The sequence below is a fragment of the Ideonella margarita genome, from assembly GCF_038066635.1.
In the GTDB taxonomy this organism is placed as follows: Bacteria; Pseudomonadota; Gammaproteobacteria; order Burkholderiales; family Burkholderiaceae_C; genus Ideonella; species Ideonella margarita.
The window spans coordinates 229512-245316 of record NZ_JBBUTI010000008.1 but is presented as its reverse complement, the minus strand read 5'-3'; the positions used below and the strand labels follow the sequence as shown (position 1 = coordinate 245316).

The following is a 15805-nucleotide window of genomic DNA, read 5'->3' as shown; positions in this document are numbered from 1 at the left end:
AATCAACAGCAGAAATTCAGGGCGCAGAGCGCGGGATCAGTCTTTGCGCACGGCGGGTTGGCGCGTCGTGTCGACATCCACATAGCGGCCGAAGTCGCGGGCGAAGGGGTGGTCGCGGTAGCCGAGGAACCACGGCTGCGACACCATCAGACGGAAGCGGTGCACATGCGGCTTGATCGGCATGTAGGCGGCCAGCAAGGTCTGGGCCTGCTTGATCAGCGCCAGGCGCTCCGGGCCTTCGGGCAGCTGGCCGATGCGGTCGACCAGCGCGTCGTAGGCCGGCAGCTTGAAGCGCGCCAGGTTGCCCGAGCCCGTCTGCGGGCCGTAGGCCTCTTCGAGGAAGTTGGCGCCGTTGGGCGAGGTGGCGCTGTTGCCCAGCGACCAGATCTGCACCGTGCCGGCCTTGGCCTTCTTGAACTGGTCGGGCCACTGTCCGGCGATGAACTTCATGTTCACGTTGATCGCCTTCATGTACTTGGCCCACTGCTCGTTGAACTGCCGGCTGGTGGTGTCGCTCTGGGTGGAGTACTCCAGCACCATGGGCTTGCCGTCGGGCATGTCGCGCCAGCCGTCGCCGTCCTTGTCGACGTAGCCGTACATGTCGAGCAGCGCCTTGGCCTTGGCCGGGTCGTATTCGCTGAAGCCGAAGTCGAGGGCCGCGTCGTAGCCCGTGGTGTGCGGCACCAGCATGCTGGTGGCCGGAATGCCCAGGCCGCGGCGCGCCACGCGGATCTCCGCGCTGTTGTCATAGCCCAGGCTGATGGCGCGTCGCAGCGCGATCTTGTCCGGCGTGTAGCCGCCCACCACCGGGTCTTCCATGTTGAAGTAGGTGTAGGTGTGGTCGGCCCGCAGCACGCGCTCCAGCGACATGCCCTGGCGCGCCAGGTTCGGCGCCAGCTTGCCGCCCGGGGCCGCGGTGGCGGCAAATTCCAGCGGCACGGTGACCAGATCAAAGTCGTTCGACAGGAACGACAGCCAGGTCGGCTGCGCGGCCTCGATGATCGCGAACTCGATGCGGTCGATCATCGGCAGCTTGCGGCCATTGAAGCGCTTGGCCATGGCCTGGCCCATCGCATCGTCAGCGGCTGGCTGGCTCTCGTAGACCTGCTCGCGGAAGCCCGGGTTGCGCTCCAGCACCATGCGCGAGGAACGGCGCCACTGCGTCAGCTTGAACGGCCCGGTGCCCACCGGGTGGCCCATCATCTCGTCGCCGTAGGCGTCCACCACCTCGCGGGCCACGGCGCCGAACAGCAGCGGGTTGGCCAGGTTCAGGTTGAACTGCGGATCGGCCTTGCCCAGCTGCACCCGGAAGGTGTAGCGGTCGAGCGCCTGGATGCCAGCCACCGGCGCGTCGTAGTCGAACGGCTTGCGCTGGTCGAGCGCCTTCTGGCGCACGGCTTCAAGCCCGGGCAGCTCGGCGTCCTGCAGCGAGCTGTAGTTCGGGCTCTTCCAGCGTGGGTCGAAATGCCGCTTGAGCGAGTAGACGTAGTCGGCGGCCGTCAGCTCACGCTTCTGGCCCTTGAAGGCCGGGTCGTCGGCGAAGTAGATGCCCGGGCGGATGCGCACCGTCCAGGTCTTGAAGTCGGCCGACACCTCGGGCAGCGCAGCCGCGGTCACGGTCTGCACGCGGATGGGCCGCTCGGTGTAGTTGTAGCCCAGCGGTGGCTCGATGATGTGGGCGATCACCGTGGACGAATACAGGTCCGACACCTGTGCCGGGTCAAACCCGGTTTCGGCGGCCGGAAACGCATAGCGCACCACCTTCAGCGGCGTGGCCGAAGCGGCGGCACTGCTGGAGGCGCCGGCGGGGGCGTCCGCAGCGTGTGCAGCAGGCAGGCACCACGGCAGCGCCGTGAGTGCAACAAGAAGCGCCCGGCTTGTGGCCTGCGCGAAGAACTGTGTTCGGCTCATGTGCCGTTTCAGCAAAGGTTGCGATGCGCGCAGTCTATCCGGCCCGCCATGCACCCACGGCCAGCCCTGGCACGGGGTTTGCGATAAGCCGGGGGCCTCTCGCGCAGCGCCTACACTCGCGCATTCTGAAAATTCCCGCCCTTGCGCCACAAGCGCTTCGGGGCTCAACCGTGTCGTCAGCCTCATGCTTGCCTACCTGATACGACGTCTCTGGCAGATGGTGCCCACCCTGATCGGGGTCATCTTGCTGGTGTTCGTGCTCTTCAAATTCTTCGGCAGTGATCCTGCCGTTTTGCTGGCCGGCCAGAACGCCAACCAGGCCCAGATCGCCGCCATCCGGCAGCAGTTGGGTCTGGATGAGCCGTGGTGGTTCCAGCTGTGGATCTTCGTCAAGCAGATCGTCACGTTTGATTGGGGCAAGAGTTGGGCCACGAATGAGCAGGTGTCACACCTGTTTGCAAGCCGCATGCCGGCCACGCTGACCGTGATGACGCCCATCCTGCTGCTCGACACGCTGCTGGCGGTGCCCATCGCCCTGGGCGTGGCTTATGTGCGCGGCTCACTGACCGACCGCACCATCATGGTGGTCACCACCGTGGCGCTGTCGATCTCCTTCCTGGTCTACGTCATCCTGGGCCAGTACGTGTTCGGCTTCCAGCTCGGCTGGTTCCCGGTGCAGGGCTGGAGCGATTCCACCCTGACCAACCTGCTGGTCTTCTGCCCGCTGCCGGTGATGCTCGCCGTGGCGGTGGGCCTGTCGCCGCAAACGCGCCTCTACCGCAGCTTCTTCCTCGACGAGCTGGGCCAGGACTACGTGCGCACCGCGCGGGCCAAGGGCCTGGGCGAGGGCACGGTGCTGTTCAAGCATGTGCTGCGCAATGCGCTGATCCCCATCCTGACCAACGTCGGTCTGGCGCTGCCGGGCATTTTTGTCGGCTCGTTCCTGATCGAGGTGTTCTTCTCCATCCCGGGCCTGGGCCGCGAGGTGTTGCTGGCGGTGAACCGCAGCGACTACCCCGTCATCCAGGCCGCCACGGTCTACCTGGCCGTGCTGACGATGTTGATCAATCTGGGCACCGACCTGATGTACAAGGTCGTTGACCCGCGGGTGGTGCTGAAATGAGCGCAGTGATGAATGCAGTACCGGCCGCCAAGATTGAGCGGTCCGAAGGGGTCTGGCAGGCCGCGTGGCGCCGCTTCAAGCGCGACCGCGTCGGCCTGGTGTCGATGATCGTCGTGGCGGGCTTCCTATCCGTCATCGCGCTGGCAGCGCTGGGCCTGGTGGCCAAGAACTGGCAGGCCGAAGTGGGCGTGGCGAATGCCCCGCCGACCTTCATGGGCCCCGCAGCCGCCGAGGCCAGCGGCCCGGCAGACGCCACCACCGGCCCGAACGTGGACCTGACCAGCGTGGACCCGCTGGCGCCGCGTTACGCCGAATGGGCCGAGAAGGCCAAGGCCTACAAGACCACCGAAGTGCCCAAGGCGCAGACGCTGCCGCTGGGCGCTGACCGCATGGGCCGCGACGTGCTCGACAAGGCCATCAAGGGCACCGAGATCTCGGTGTTCGTGGGTGTGCTCGCGGCCTTGGTGGCCACGCTGATCGGCACGGTGCTGGGTGCGCTGGCCGGCTTCTTCGGCGGCAAGGTCGGCGACTTCCTGGAGTGGCTCTACAACGTCTTCACCGCCATCCCCGACATCCTGCTGATCTTCGCCTTCGCGGCAGTGTTCGGCCGGGGCATCGGCACGGTGGTGATGATCCTGGGCCTGGTCGGCTGGACCAGCCTGTATCGCCAGGTGCGTGCCGAGTTCATGAAGCACAGCGCGCGTGAATACGTGCGTGCCGCTGAAGCGATCGGTGCCTCGGCCTCGTCGCGCATGTTCCTGCACATCCTGCCGAACATCAGCCACGTCATCCTGGTGCGCATGTCGCTGATGGTGGTGGGCTTCATCAAGAGCGAAGTGATCCTGTCGTACCTGGGCCTGGGCGTGCCGGTCGACCAGGTGAGCTGGGGCACGATGCTGGCCGAAGCGCAGGCTGAACTGATCCTGGGCCACTGGTGGCAGCTCGCCGCTGCAACCGCCTTCATGGCGGTGTTTGTGACCGCGTTCTCGCTGATGGCTGACGCCTGGCGTGACGCGCTCGACCCGAAACTGCGCGGCCTGGAGTAAAGCACCATGAATTCCCAAGACAAGGCGGGCATGCTGCTGAGCATCCGCAATCTGAAGGTCGCGTTCCGCATGGGCACCGTCAACGGTGTCGTGCAGCGCGCGGAAGCGGTCGGCCGCGGCGCAGACAGCGTCAGCTTCGACATCCCCGCCAACAGCACGGTGGCCCTGGTGGGCGAATCGGGCTCGGGCAAGAGCGTCACGGCCATGTCGATCGTGAACCTGCTGCCCGACAACGCCGAGCGCAGCGGCCAGATCCTCTGGAACGGCCGCGACATGATCGGCCTGAGCAAGGCGGAATTGCGGGCCATGCGTGGCCGCGACATCGCATGCGTCTTTCAAGACCCGATGTCCTCGCTCAACCCGGTGTTCACCGTGGGCCAGCAGCTCGCCGAGCCGCTGATCACCCACATGGGCCTGTCGCGCAAGGCGGCATTCGCCCGTGCCGAAGCCCTGCTGAACGAGGTTGGCATTCCGGAGCCGGCGCGCCGCATGAAGGCCTACCCGCACGAGTTGTCGGGTGGCCAGCAGCAGCGCGTCATGATCGCCATGGCGCTGACCTGCGAGCCCAAGCTGCTGATCGCCGATGAGCCGACCACGGCGCTCGACGTGACCATCCAGCGCCAGATCATCGAGCTGCTGGCCAGCCTGAAGCAGCGCCTGGGCCTGTCGGTGCTGTTCATCAGCCATGACCTGGGCCTGGTGGGTGAAATCGCCGACCAGGTGGTGGTGATGCGCCATGGCACCATCCGTGAAGCCGGCCCGACCGGTGACATGTTCAGCGCCCCGAAAGACCCGTACACCCGCGCCCTGCTGGCCTGCCGCCCGAGCCTGGAGAACAACCCGGCCCGGCTGATGGTGATCGACGATCACATCGAAGGCCGCCAGGCGCGCACCGACGTCAAGGCCAAGGACCCCGACGCCCCCGTGGTGCTGGAAGTGAAGTCGCTCGCCAAGAGCTTCTTCATCAAGCAGGGCCTGTTCGGCCAGCGCGAGTTCAAGGCCGTGCGCGACGTGAACTTCAAGCTGCGCAAGGGCTACACGCTGGGCGTGGTGGGCGAATCCGGCTCCGGCAAGACGACGATGGGCCTGACGCTGCTGCGCCTGCATGAGCCGACCGCTGGCGAAGTGCTGTTCGACGGCAAGAACCTGCTCAAGCTCAGCCCGGCCGAGCGCCAGGCGATGCGCCGCCGCATCCAGATCGTCTTCCAGAACCCGTATGCGTCGCTGAACCCGCGCTTCACGATCGGCCAGGCGCTGATCGAGCCCATGCGCATCCACAACATTGGCCAAGACGACACCGAGCGCGAACAGCGCGCCCGCGAGCTGCTGGTGAAGGTGGGCCTGGACGACCGCGCGTTCGGCAAGTACCCGCACGAGTTCTCGGGCGGCCAGCGTCAGCGCGTGGCGATTGCCCGCTGCCTGACCCTGAACCCCGAAGTGCTGGTGCTGGACGAGTCGGTCAGCGCGCTCGACGTGTCGGTGCAGGCGCAGGTGCTGAACCTGCTGAAGGACCTGCAGGACGAGCTTGGCCTGTCCTACATCTTCATCAGCCATGACCTGGCGGTGGTGCGCTTCATCTCCGATGAAGTGCTGGTGATGAAGGACGGCGAGGTGGTGGAGCAAGCCGGCGTGGAAGAGATTCTTCATGCGCCCAAGCAGGCCTACACCAAGCGCCTGATCGGTGCCGTGCCCCGCGGCTGGCAACCTGCTGCAAGCGCTGCCGCCTGACGCTGCCCCTCTGCAGGCCCCGGTGCAGCGCTCGCTGTGCCGGGGCCTTTTTTCGAGTTTTTCCCGAGGAGACAACAACCATGAGCCTGTTCCCGAAATGGCGTGAAGTGGCGGCCGAGCCCGGCCGCGTCGTGGCCCCCGACGAGCGCCTGTCGTGGCCGCAAACCGCAGCGATGGGCGTGCAGCACGTCATCGCGATGTTCGGCGCCACCGTGCTGGCCCCGCTGCTGATGGGCTTCAACCCGAACGTGGCGATCCTGATGTCGGGTGTCGGCACCTTGATCTTCTTCGCCCTGGTGGGCGGCCGCGTGCCGAGCTACCTGGGCTCGAGCTTCGCCTTCATCGGCGTGGTGATCGCCGCCAGCGGCTACGGCGGCTCCGGCCCCAATGCCAACATCGGCGTGGCACTCGGCGGCATCATCGCCTGCGGTGCCGTGTATGCGCTGATCGGCCTGCTGGTGCAGGTCATCGGCACCAAGTGGATCGAGTCGCTGATGCCGCCGGTCGTCACCGGCGCCGTGGTGGCCGTGATCGGCCTGAACCTGGCGGGCGTGCCGATCAAGAACATGGCTCCGACCGACTTCGACAAGTGGATGCAGGTCATCACCTTCGTCAGCGTCGGCCTGGTGGCGGTGCGCACCAGCGGCATGCTGCAGCGCCTGCTGATCCTGGTGGGCCTGATCATGGCCACCGTGATCTACGCGGTGCTGACCAACGGCCTGGGCCTGGGCAAGCCGATCGACCTGAGCGGCATCGCCAACGCGGCCTGGTTCGGCGCACCGGCGTTTGCCAGCCCGGTGTTCGACGTGAACGCCATGCTGCTGATCGCCCCGGTGGCCATCATCCTGGTCGCTGAAAACCTCGGCCACGTGAAGGCCGTGAGCGCCATGACCGGCCAGAACCTCGACGGCTACATGGGCCGCGCCTTCCTGGGCGACGGCGTGGCGACGATGGTCTCGGGCGCTGCCGGCGGCACGGGCGTGACCACCTACGCCGAGAACATCGGCGTGATGGCAGCCACCAAGATCTACTCCACCGCGATGTTCGTGGTGGCTGCGCTGATCGCCGTGGTGCTGGGCTTCTCGCCGAAGTTCGGCGCGCTGATCCAGACGATTCCGCTGGCCGTGATGGGCGGCGTGTCGATCGTCGTGTTCGGCCTGATCGCCGTGGCCGGCGCCAAGATCTGGGTCGACAACAAGGTCGACTTCAGCGAGAACCGCAACCTGCTGATCGCCGCCATCACCCTGGTGCTGGGCACGGGCGACTTCACGCTGAAGTTCGGTGGCTTCGCGCTGGGCGGCATCGGCTGCGCCACCTTCGGCGCCGTGCTGCTGCACCTGCTGCTGCGCAAGAAGGCCTGAGGGGCCTCGGGCCGGCTCGCATGGGCCGGCCCGCTCCTCACATCGGCGTGGGCGTGCCGGCCATCCGGTCGTACTTGAGAAAGTAGCGCCGCGCCAGCGCCACCAGCTGGGCTTCGGTCGGGTGATCGGCCGGCTCGGTGCCCACCAGGCGCGGCAACAACGCCGCCTGGTGATGCGCCACCCAGGTCTTGAATTCTTCCGGTGCGCCCGCCGGGCCGACCAGCAAGACCTCCTGCACACCATTCAGCGCACCGACGAGCTGCTCGAAGAACACGTGCAGCGCGCGGGTATCGGTGCCGTGGTGGCGCGGGTGGTGGCTGTGTGCCTTGACGCGCTGCGCCTGCACCGACTCGGCGTCGAACTGCAGCACCTGCGCTTGTTGATGGTCCATCCAGACAACGGCGTGAAACAGGGACATCGCTTCTCCTTGGTGGGTTGATGGGGACATCGTCTGCCTGTGCGGCATTGCGGTCGTTGATGCGCATCAAGCCCTGTGCGGCAGCGGCCGGCCAGTGGCGCCGCTGCCTACAATGCCCCGCAGCAGCCAGCGGGCTGCCGAATCACCTGAGCGGAGCCCTTTTTCCATGTGTCAGCTGCTGGGCATGAATGCCAACACGCCCACCGATGTGATGTTCAGCTTCACCGGGCTGGCCACGCGTGCGGACGAGCACAAGGACGGCTTTGGCGTCGGCTTCTTCGAGGGCCGCGGCGTGCGCCTGTTCGTGGATCACCAGAGCGCCCGGGTTTCGCCCGTGGCCCAGCTGGTGAAGACCTGGCCCATCCGCAGCGAACACGTCATCGCCCACATCCGCAAGGCCACGCAAGGCGTGGTGTCGCTGGAGAACACCCATCCGTTCCAGCGCGAGCTCTGGGGCCGCTACTGGGTGTTCGCCCACAACGGCAATCTGGTGGATTTCAACCCGCGTCTGCATGCGGCCTTCAAGCCGGTGGGCGACACTGACAGCGAACGCGCCTTCTGCTGGTTGATGCAGGAGATGGCCAAGGCCCATGCCGGTGTGCCGGACGTGGATGAGCTCTCGCGCACGCTGGCCGAGCTGATGCCGCAGTTGCACCGCCACGGCACGTTCAACATGCTGCTGTCGAACGGCCAGGCGCTGTGGGCGCATGCCTCCACCCGCCTGCACTGGCTGGAGCGCAGGCACCCCTTCCAGCCCGTGGCGCTGAAGGACGAGGACATGCGGGTCGATTTCGCCAGCGTCACCACGCCGAACGACCGCGTCGCGCTCATCGCCACCGAGCCGCTCACCACCGACGAGCCCTGGACCGCCTTCGAGCCCGGAGAGCTGCGGGTGTTCGAGGCCGGCACGGGCCGCGCCGCGGTGTGAGCGGGCCGGGCGTGCCCGCACTGCCGCGGCCCGCCATTCACGCAGCGCTTCCGCCATTCGTGCACCCCGTTCCGCTGTTCGCCCGCGAGGTGGGCGGGCTGGCTGCGACGCTCTGCACAATCGCGCCATGACTGATTCGCCCGTCCCATCCACCCAGGCCGCCGCATTGCGGGCGCGCCTGCTGGCCTGGGCCGACCAGCGACGCACCGGCTGGCCAACCGAGCAGCGGCAACGCGCCCAGCTGCTGGACGCCGTGTTGCTGAGCCGCCAGGGCCTCGGCATCTGGGTGGGACTGGCCGGGGGACTGGTGGGCATGGCGTCGGGCCTGCGTGCTTCCGGGGCGAGTTGGCTGGCAGCCCTGCTGATCACGGCGTTTTATGGCGCGGCGCTGGTGCTGATGACCTTGCGCGCCTGGCGCGAGCCCGAGCGCTACACCGGCCGCCGCTTGGCGCGAGTGGCCGCGTTCATGGTGCTGGCCACCTACGCCAGCACGCTGGCCTATGTGTGGCAGCGCCGGCAGGGCGAGCAGGCCTCCAGCTGGCCTGAGCCGCAGGAGTGGCTGCCGCTGATCTGGGCCGCCACGCCCTTCCAGCTGATGCTGGGGCTGATGACGGTGCTCTATGTGTGGCTGCTGTCCAGCGCGCGCCGCAAGGTGCTGCAGACTGAGGTCGACCGGCTGCAACTGGTGCGTGAGCGCGACCAGGCCGCCCGCGCTGCGGCCGAGGCCCGGCTGAGCCTGCTGCAGGCCCAGATCCGGCCGCACTTCATCTTCAACACGCTGGCCGCCCTGCAGCATTGGGTGGACACCGGCGATGCCCGCGCCCCCGGGCTGCTGCGCGCCCTGACTGGTTTCCTGCGCGCCTCCACCGACCTGATGACCCGTGAGCACATCACGCTGGCAGAAGAGGCGGCGATGCTGCACGACTACCTGCGCATCCAGCAGGCGAGGTTGGGTGAGCGGCTGCAGACGCACATCGACCTGCCGGCCGCGGCCAATGCGCTGCTGGTGCCGCCCGGCCTGCTGCTGACGCTGGTGGAGAACGCGCTGGAGCACGGCATTTCGCCGGCCTTGCATGGCGGAGAACTCGTCGTGACGGCTGGCATGACGGCGGGCAGCGCCGCAAACACCGCCTGGCTGAGCGTGATCAACAGCGGCCAGCCGCTGGATGCTGCCGCAGCGCAGCAGGCCACCGGCGTGGGCCTGCACAACTGCCGCGAGCGCCTGACGCGACTGCATGGCGCCACTGCGCAACTCACCCTCGCGGCGCTGGCCGATGGCCGCACCGAGGCCCGCGCGCAATGGTCCCTGGCCCTGGAGACACCGTGATGCGCACACTCGACTGGCACCTCATCTTCATGCTGCTGCCGAAGCGCCGCTTCACACCGGCCGAGCTGGCCCGCGCCATTCCTGACCCACCCTCGGCGTCGGTGGTGGTGGCGGTGCTGTTCAACCTGCTGCTGGTGGGCGGCATCCTCGGCGTCTTCCTGCCGATGAACCTGCCGATGGCCGTGGTGGCGTTCGTCGTTCTGCATCTGTCCGTCATCCTGATGGGGCTGTGGGCCGTCTGGCGAGACCCGGGCTGCCGCGCCGGCCGCTGGGCCTACTACGGCTTGCCCGCTGTTCAAGGGCTGACCTTCGCCCTCACGGGCGCGCTGCGCGACCACGCCTGGCACCGGGTGGTGAGCGGCGACATGATGTCCGGCCTGATCGTCGGCATCCTGCTCGGCCTGGCCTCGATGGCCTTGTGGTTCACCATCGTGCACCGCCACCAGTACGTGGTGATGCGGCTGGCCGAACTCGACGAGCGTGACAGGGCCATCGAGATGGCCCGACAGCTCGGCAGCGCGCAGATCCAGCCGCACTTCCTGTTCAACACGCTGGCCTCGGTGCAGCACTGGGTGGCCACGGGCGATGCCCGCGCGGCTGGCCTGCTGGACGCACTGACCGGCTACCTGCGCGCCACGCTGCCGCTGTTCGAGCACCGCCAGCTGCGCCTGGCCGATGAGCTCGAAGCCGTCCGCCGCTATCTGGCCGTGATGCAGCTGCGCTTGGGTGACGAGCGGCTGCAGGCCCGTTTCCAGATCGACCCCGCCCTCGACGCCGTGGCCCTGCCGCCCGGCCTGCTGCTGACGCTGGTGGAAAACGCCGTGGAGCATGGCGTGCAGGCCCGGCTGCGCGACGGCGAGGTGCTGGTGGCCACACGGCGCCAGCCCGACGGCTCGCTGCACATCGTGGTGGCCGACAACGGACCGGGCTTGCCCGCGGGTCTGGCTGCCGCGACGGCGGCGAACGAGGGCGAATTGAATGTCGCCTTCAACCCCAGCCCCCACCTCGGCCTGCGCAACACCCGCACCCGCCTGGCTCAGGCCTTCGGCCCGCTGGCGCAGCTGCGCCTGGGCCCGGCCGCCACCGGCGGTTGTGAAGCCCGCATCGAATTGCCCGCCTCGGCCTTGCCAGCGGGTGTTTCAGCCACCCCCGCCTGACCCCCATGAGCACCACCCCCGCCACTCCCGTGACCGCCCTGATCGCCGACGACGAGGAAGCGCCACGCGCCCAGTTGCGCGCCGCGCTGCAGCGCTGCTGGCCCGAGCTGCAGATCGTGGCCGAAGCCGCCAATGGCGTCGACGCCTGGGACGCCTTCCTGGAACATGAGCCGCAGGTGTGTTTCCTCGACATCCGCATGCCGGGCCTGTCGGGCATCGACGTGGCGCGCCGCATCGACGGTCAGGTGCCGGTGGTCTTCGTCACGGCCTACGGCGACCATGCGCTGGCTGCCTTTGATGCCGGTGCGGTGGACTACGTGATGAAGCCGGTCGACGACACCCGGCTGCGGCAGACCATCGAGCGCCTGCAGGCCCGCCTGGGTCAGCCCGCGGCGCCCGACCTGAGCGCCTTGCTGAGTCAGCTCGGCCAGCAGCTGCGCGCACCCGCCCGGCCCACCGTCATCCAGGCCAGCGTGGGCAAGGAAGTGCGGCTGATCCCGGTCGACAGCGTGGTGTTTTTCGAGAGCGACGCGCGCTACACGCGGGTCGTCCATGAAGACGGCGGCGTGGCGGGCGAGGCGCTGATCCGCACGCCGCTGAAGGAGCTGCTCGCACAGCTCGATCCGCAGACCTTCTGGCAGGTGCACCGCTCTGTCATCGTCAACCACCGGCACATCGCCAGCGCGGTGCGGGTGGACGAAGGCACGATGGTGCTGACGCTGCGCGGCCGCCCCGAGAAGCTGCCGGTGTCACGCCATTTCCAGGGCCAGTTCAAGGGCCAGTGAGGCCCCTGAACCGGCGCTGGCGGGCTTGAGCGTCAGAACTTGTGACGCACGCCCACGGCGTAGGTATTGCCATTGGTCAGGGCCGCGGCCTTGTCGAACATGTACACCGAATACAGCTCGGTGCGCTTCGACAGGTTGTGGCTGTAGCCCAGGCTCAGCGTGGCGCGCTTCTTCCCGGTTTCCGGCTTCAGGTAGCCGCCCTGGGCCATCCACTTGCCGGCGCCCATCGGCACCGAGACACCGGCTTCCACCAGCTTGTAGGTCACGTCGGTGGTCTTGTTGTCGACCTGACCGCCCTGGCCGAACAGCTTGGCCCAGCCCAGGTCATATGACGCGCCCAGCTGCCAGGCGGTGGTGTCCGCCACCGTGGCGCCCTTCTTCACGTTCTGGGCCGCCAGCGTGGCCGCGAACTTGCCGCTGAAATACAGCACGTTGCCGCCGACATTGCGGCCGCCATTGCCTTCGCCGCCGGCCACCTGCAGCTGGCCGGTCAGGCCGCTCATGCTCGGCGTGGTGTACGAGACCGAATCGCTCCAGCCCGAGTCACCCGTGAGGGTGCCGGCGGTGAACCAGTGGCGGATGCTCGGCGAGAAGCCGAAGGAATCGCCGAAGGCATTGAACAGCAGCGTCGAGACGAACATCGACGTGGTGTTGCGGCCCAGCGTGACGCTGCCCAGGCTGGTGCTGGTCAGGCCGACGTAGGCGTTGCGGGCCCAGAAGGCGTCGCCGTTGAAGCGGCCGGCTTCGCCGGTGTCCAGGCGCATGAAGTGCTCGGCTGCGAACTTGGCGCTCAGGCCGCCACCCAGGTCTTCCGTGCCCTTGAAGCCGATGTAGCTGGTCGTCATGTTGCCGCTGGACACTGCATTGCTGCTGGCGGCACCGGCGGCCTGGAAACGGCCGGCGGACGCGTCCATCAAACCGTACAACTGGACCGAGGACTGTGCGTGGCTGGTGGCCGCAACGCCAGCCAGCAGGGCCATGGCCAGGCCCGTGCGGGCCGGGCGGAACAGACTTTTCTTCATCGCGAGTGACTCCTTCGCTGTGGGTGGGTGTGCGCAGCCGACCGGGGGAAAACGCGAGCCCTTTCTGGGGTGCGACGTCCACACCGGGGCAAGCAGGGCAAAGGTAATTTCTGCCACACTCGCCGCCGATGTGTGTCCGGCTGCAGAGCCGCAATCGAGTGACGGCCCCGCGGGTTTTCCAGCAGAAAACATGCCCGGCCTTCTGGAGAGCCTGATGAACCTGCAAGTGAACGGCCAGACCATGGCCCTGGACCCGGCCAAGGTGCCGGCCGAGATGCCTTTGCTCTGGGTGCTGCGCGACGAGCTGTCGCTCACCGGCACTAAATTTGGCTGCGGCGTGGCAGCGTGCGGTGCCTGCACCGTGCAGGTCGACGGCCAGGCCCTGCGTGCCTGCGTGACGCCTGTTGGTGCGGTGGCGGGCAAATCGGTGCGCACGATTGAAGCCCTTGGTGCACCCGACCGTCCCCACGCCCTGCAGACCGCCTGGATACAGCACCAGGTGCCGCAGTGCGGCTACTGCCAGAGCGGCATGCTGATGGCGGCCGATGCCTTGCTGCGCAAGACCCCCAACCCGACGGACGCGCAGATCGACGCGGCCATCACCAATCTGTGCCGCTGCGGCACCTATCCGCGTGTGCGCGCGGCCATCCACACGGCTGCCAAGGCCTTGCGCGGAGGTGCGGCATGAGCGTGCGTCGCAGAACCGTGTTGTGGGCCGGCCTGGCCGGTGCCGGCGCCCTGCTGGTGGGCTGGAGCGTGGCACCGCCGCGCAGCCGGCTGGGGCAGGCGTCCACCTTGCCGCCGGTGGACGGCGAGGTGGGCCTGAATGGCTGGCTGAAGGTGGCGGCCGACGGGCAGGTGCTGCTGGCCATGCCCTGGGCCGAGATGGGCCAGGGCGCACACAGTGCGCTGGCCACGCTGGTGGGCGAAGAGCTGGATGTATCGCCCGCCAAGGTGCGCCTGATTCCGGCCGTGTCCGACAGCCTGTACGGCAATGTGGCGATGCTGGTGTCGAGCCTGCCGCTGCACCCGCGCAGCACCGAGCCCGGCCAGGAAACCACGCTGGCCAAGGGCAGCCGGTGGATGGTGAGCAAGGTGGCCCGTGAGCTGGGCCTGGTGGTCACCGGCGGCTCGTCGACGATGGCCGACAGCTGGCCGGTGCTGCGCCTGGCAGCGGCCACGGTGCGGGCCCAGTTGCTGGGCGCGGCCTCGCTGCAGTGGAAGCTGCCGCTGGATGAGCTGGTGATTGAGGACGGCGTGATCCGCCATGCCTCGGGCCAGCAGGCGCACTTTGGTGAGCTGGCCCGCCAGGCCGCCGCCATGCCGGCCAGCGATGTGGCGCCCAAGCGCCGCGAACTCTGGAAGCGCATCGGCCGCAACCAGCCGCGGCTGGACGTGCCGGCCAAGACCAACGGCACGGCGATGTTCGGCATCGACACGCGCCTGCCCGACATGGTGTTTGCGGCCGTGCGCCATGCCCCGGTGCTGGGCGGGGCGCCGCAGCGCCTGCTGAATGTGGATGCCGTGCTGCAACGCCCCGGCGTGGAGCGCGTGGTGCGGCTGGGCTCGGCGGTGGGCTCCACCGACGCCGTGGCCGTGGTGGGCCGCAGCAGCTGGCATGCCCGCCAGGGCGCGCTGGCGCTGGACATCGAATGGCAGGGCCGGCCGGCGGGTGCGCCGCTGGACTCGGCCGCCATCCTGGCCAACCTGCAGCAACAGGCCACGCAGGCACAAGCCACAGGCGGAGGCTTCAACTTCTACAGCCTGGGCGACACGGCAGCCGGTTTCGCCCAGGCGGCCCAGGTGGTGGATGCGGTCTACACCGCGCCCTACCTGGCCCACGCCACGATGGAGCCGATGAACTGCACCGCCCGCGTGGCCGACGGCCGGGTCGATGTCTGGGCGCCGACGCAGGTGCCGGCCTTCGCGAAGGCCGTGGCTGCCCGCGTGGCTGGCGTGACGGAAGACAAGGTCACGGTGCACATGACGCTGCTGGGCGGCGGTTTTGGCCGCCGTCTGGACGCCGACGTGGTGGCGCAGGCCGTGCGCGCGGCGCTGGAAACGGGCGGGCGCCCGGTGCAACTGCTGTGGTCTCGCGAGGAAGATTTCCAGCACGACTTCTACCGGCCCGCCGGTGTGGCCGTGCTGCGGGGCGGGCTCACGTCGCGCGGTGGCTTGCTGTCGCTCAGCAGCCACAGCGCCGGTGACGCCATCACCCCGCGCTGGATGGAGCGCAACGCGCCCTGGCTGGCCGGCCCGGTTGATACGCCCGACAAGACCACCGCCGAAGGCCTGTTCGACCTGCCTTACGCCGTGCCCAACCAGTCGATGCGCCATGTGGCCACGCGCAGCGGTGTGCCGGTGGGGTTCTGGCGCTCTGTGGGCCATTCGCACAACGCGTTTTTCAGCGAAGGTTTCATCGACGAACTCGCCCATGCCGCCAAGGCCGACCCGGTGGCGTTCCGCCTGGGTCTGCTGGGCGATCAGCCCCGCCACGCGGCGGTGCTGAAGAAGGCCGCCAGCGAAGCCGGCTGGGACACGCCGTTGCCCGCCGGCCGGGCGCGGGGCGTGGCCTTGCATGAGAGCTTCGGCAGCATCGTGGCGATGGTGATGGAGGTGTCGGTGGAACCCGGCGCTGACAAGGCACCGCCCCAGCCGTGGGTGCACCGCGTGGTGTGCGCGGTCGATTGCGGCACCGTGGTGCAACCCGACGGCGTGGCGCAGCAGGTCGAGGGCAGCGTGGTGTTCGGATTGACGGCGGCGCTTTATGGCGGCATCAGCATCGTCAAGGGCGCCGTGCAGCAGAGCAACTTCCCGGACCAGCCTTTGCTGACCATGGCGCAGACGCCGGTGGTGCAGGTGCACCTGATGCCGTCCACCGAAGCGCCCACGGGCATGGGTGAGCCGGCGGTGCCGCCGGTGGCACCTGCGTTGGCCAATGCCTTGTTCGTGCTGACGGGCCAGCGCTTGCGCAACCTGCCCTTGAAGCTGGCCTGACG

13 protein-coding genes are annotated in these 15805 nt (G+C 68.3%); 10 read left to right on the top strand and 3 right to left on the bottom strand.

The genetic code is table 11. From position 1 onward, the window contains the following. Positions 1–36: 36 nt before the first annotated feature. Positions 37–1911 carry an ABC transporter substrate-binding protein gene (locus AACH00_RS13525; protein ID WP_341399677.1) on the bottom strand — a complete coding sequence of 625 codons (1875 nt, stop codon included), beginning with the start codon at positions 1909–1911 and terminating at the stop codon, positions 37–39. Between the two features lie 184 nt (positions 1912–2095). Here AACH00_RS13525 and AACH00_RS13520 point away from each other — a divergent pair, with 184 nt between their 5' ends. The 4 genes from AACH00_RS13520 (at position 2096) to AACH00_RS13505 (ending at position 7169) form a co-directional block, all read left to right on the top strand. Then, positions 2096–3034: an ABC transporter permease gene (locus AACH00_RS13520; protein WP_341399676.1), complete on the top strand. Its 939-nt coding sequence runs from the start codon at positions 2096–2098 to the stop codon at positions 3032–3034. Between the two features lie 8 nt (positions 3035–3042). Continuing rightward, positions 3043–4080 (top strand): ABC transporter permease, encoded by a 1038-nt coding sequence (locus tag AACH00_RS13515; protein ID WP_423221932.1) that lies wholly within the window; start codon positions 3043–3045, stop codon positions 4078–4080. A gap of 6 nt (positions 4081–4086) precedes the next feature. Beyond that, positions 4087–5808 carry an ABC transporter ATP-binding protein gene (locus tag AACH00_RS13510; protein ID WP_341399674.1) on the top strand — a complete coding sequence of 574 codons (1722 nt, stop codon included), beginning with the start codon at positions 4087–4089 and terminating at the stop codon, positions 5806–5808. 80 nt (positions 5809–5888) lie between these two features. After that, entirely contained in the window at positions 5889–7169 is a 1281-nt protein-coding gene (locus AACH00_RS13505; protein ID WP_341399673.1) for a solute carrier family 23 protein, read from the top strand. A gap of 37 nt (positions 7170–7206) precedes the next feature. Here AACH00_RS13505 and AACH00_RS13500 read toward each other — a convergent pair whose 3' ends face one another. Then, positions 7207–7587, bottom strand: a complete 381-nt coding sequence (locus tag AACH00_RS13500) for a hypothetical protein (protein ID WP_341399672.1) — start codon at positions 7585–7587, stop codon at positions 7207–7209. A gap of 166 nt (positions 7588–7753) precedes the next feature. On the opposite strand from AACH00_RS13500, the gene AACH00_RS13495 reads away from it, so the two are divergent. From AACH00_RS13495 to AACH00_RS13480, 4 genes are all read left to right on the top strand, one after another. Beyond that, the gene (locus AACH00_RS13495) at positions 7754–8515 is read left to right on the top strand and encodes a class II glutamine amidotransferase (RefSeq protein WP_341399671.1); all 762 of its coding nucleotides are present in this window, start codon (positions 7754–7756) and stop codon (positions 8513–8515) included. A 127-nt stretch (positions 8516–8642) separates the two neighbouring features. After that, entirely contained in the window at positions 8643–9842 is a 1200-nt protein-coding gene (locus AACH00_RS13490; protein ID WP_341399670.1) for a sensor histidine kinase, read from the top strand. Further along, a complete protein-coding gene (locus tag AACH00_RS13485; protein WP_341399669.1) occupies positions 9842–10999 on the top strand; it encodes a sensor histidine kinase in 1158 nt (385 codons plus the stop codon). Before AACH00_RS13490 ends, AACH00_RS13485 begins: the two co-directional genes overlap by 1 nt. 5 nt (positions 11000–11004) lie before the next feature. Then, positions 11005–11784: a LytR/AlgR family response regulator transcription factor gene (locus AACH00_RS13480; protein WP_341399668.1), complete on the top strand. Its 780-nt coding sequence runs from the start codon at positions 11005–11007 to the stop codon at positions 11782–11784. 32 nt (positions 11785–11816) lie between these two features. Here the strand turns inward: AACH00_RS13480 and AACH00_RS13475 are convergent, their stop codons facing one another. Next, positions 11817–12806, bottom strand: coding sequence for a porin (locus AACH00_RS13475; RefSeq protein WP_341399667.1), 990 nt, complete (start codon positions 12804–12806; stop codon positions 11817–11819). A gap of 214 nt (positions 12807–13020) precedes the next feature. On the opposite strand from AACH00_RS13475, the gene AACH00_RS13470 reads away from it, so the two are divergent. Further along, positions 13021–13494 carry a (2Fe-2S)-binding protein gene (locus AACH00_RS13470; RefSeq protein WP_341399666.1) on the top strand — a complete coding sequence of 158 codons (474 nt, stop codon included), beginning with the start codon at positions 13021–13023 and terminating at the stop codon, positions 13492–13494. Further along, positions 13491–15803 carry a xanthine dehydrogenase family protein molybdopterin-binding subunit gene (locus AACH00_RS13465; RefSeq protein WP_341399665.1) on the top strand — a complete coding sequence of 771 codons (2313 nt, stop codon included), beginning with the start codon at positions 13491–13493 and terminating at the stop codon, positions 15801–15803. Before AACH00_RS13470 ends, AACH00_RS13465 begins: the two co-directional genes overlap by 4 nt. Positions 15804–15805 lie beyond the last annotated feature (2 nt).

Excerpts from the sequence above, each read along its gene's own strand:
- AACH00_RS13525 (WP_341399677.1), bottom strand. The coding sequence starts at position 1,911 with ATGAGCCGAACACAGTTCTTCGCGCAGGCCACAAGCCGGGCGCTTCTT.
- AACH00_RS13520 (WP_341399676.1), top strand. The coding sequence starts at position 2,096 with ATGCTTGCCTACCTGATACGACGTCTCTGGCAGATGGTGCCCACCCTG.
- AACH00_RS13515 (WP_423221932.1), top strand. The coding sequence starts at position 3,043 with ATGAATGCAGTACCGGCCGCCAAGATTGAGCGGTCCGAAGGGGTCTGG.
- AACH00_RS13510 (WP_341399674.1), top strand. The coding sequence starts at position 4,087 with ATGAATTCCCAAGACAAGGCGGGCATGCTGCTGAGCATCCGCAATCTG.
- AACH00_RS13505 (WP_341399673.1), top strand. The coding sequence starts at position 5,889 with ATGAGCCTGTTCCCGAAATGGCGTGAAGTGGCGGCCGAGCCCGGCCGC.
- AACH00_RS13500 (WP_341399672.1), bottom strand. The coding sequence starts at position 7,587 with ATGTCCCTGTTTCACGCCGTTGTCTGGATGGACCATCAACAAGCGCAG.
- AACH00_RS13495 (WP_341399671.1), top strand. The coding sequence starts at position 7,754 with ATGTGTCAGCTGCTGGGCATGAATGCCAACACGCCCACCGATGTGATG.
- AACH00_RS13490 (WP_341399670.1), top strand. The coding sequence starts at position 8,643 with ATGACTGATTCGCCCGTCCCATCCACCCAGGCCGCCGCATTGCGGGCG.
- AACH00_RS13485 (WP_341399669.1), top strand. The coding sequence starts at position 9,842 with ATGCGCACACTCGACTGGCACCTCATCTTCATGCTGCTGCCGAAGCGC.
- AACH00_RS13480 (WP_341399668.1), top strand. The coding sequence starts at position 11,005 with ATGAGCACCACCCCCGCCACTCCCGTGACCGCCCTGATCGCCGACGAC.
- AACH00_RS13475 (WP_341399667.1), bottom strand. The coding sequence starts at position 12,806 with ATGAAGAAAAGTCTGTTCCGCCCGGCCCGCACGGGCCTGGCCATGGCC.
- AACH00_RS13470 (WP_341399666.1), top strand. The coding sequence starts at position 13,021 with ATGAACCTGCAAGTGAACGGCCAGACCATGGCCCTGGACCCGGCCAAG.
- AACH00_RS13465 (WP_341399665.1), top strand. The coding sequence starts at position 13,491 with ATGAGCGTGCGTCGCAGAACCGTGTTGTGGGCCGGCCTGGCCGGTGCC.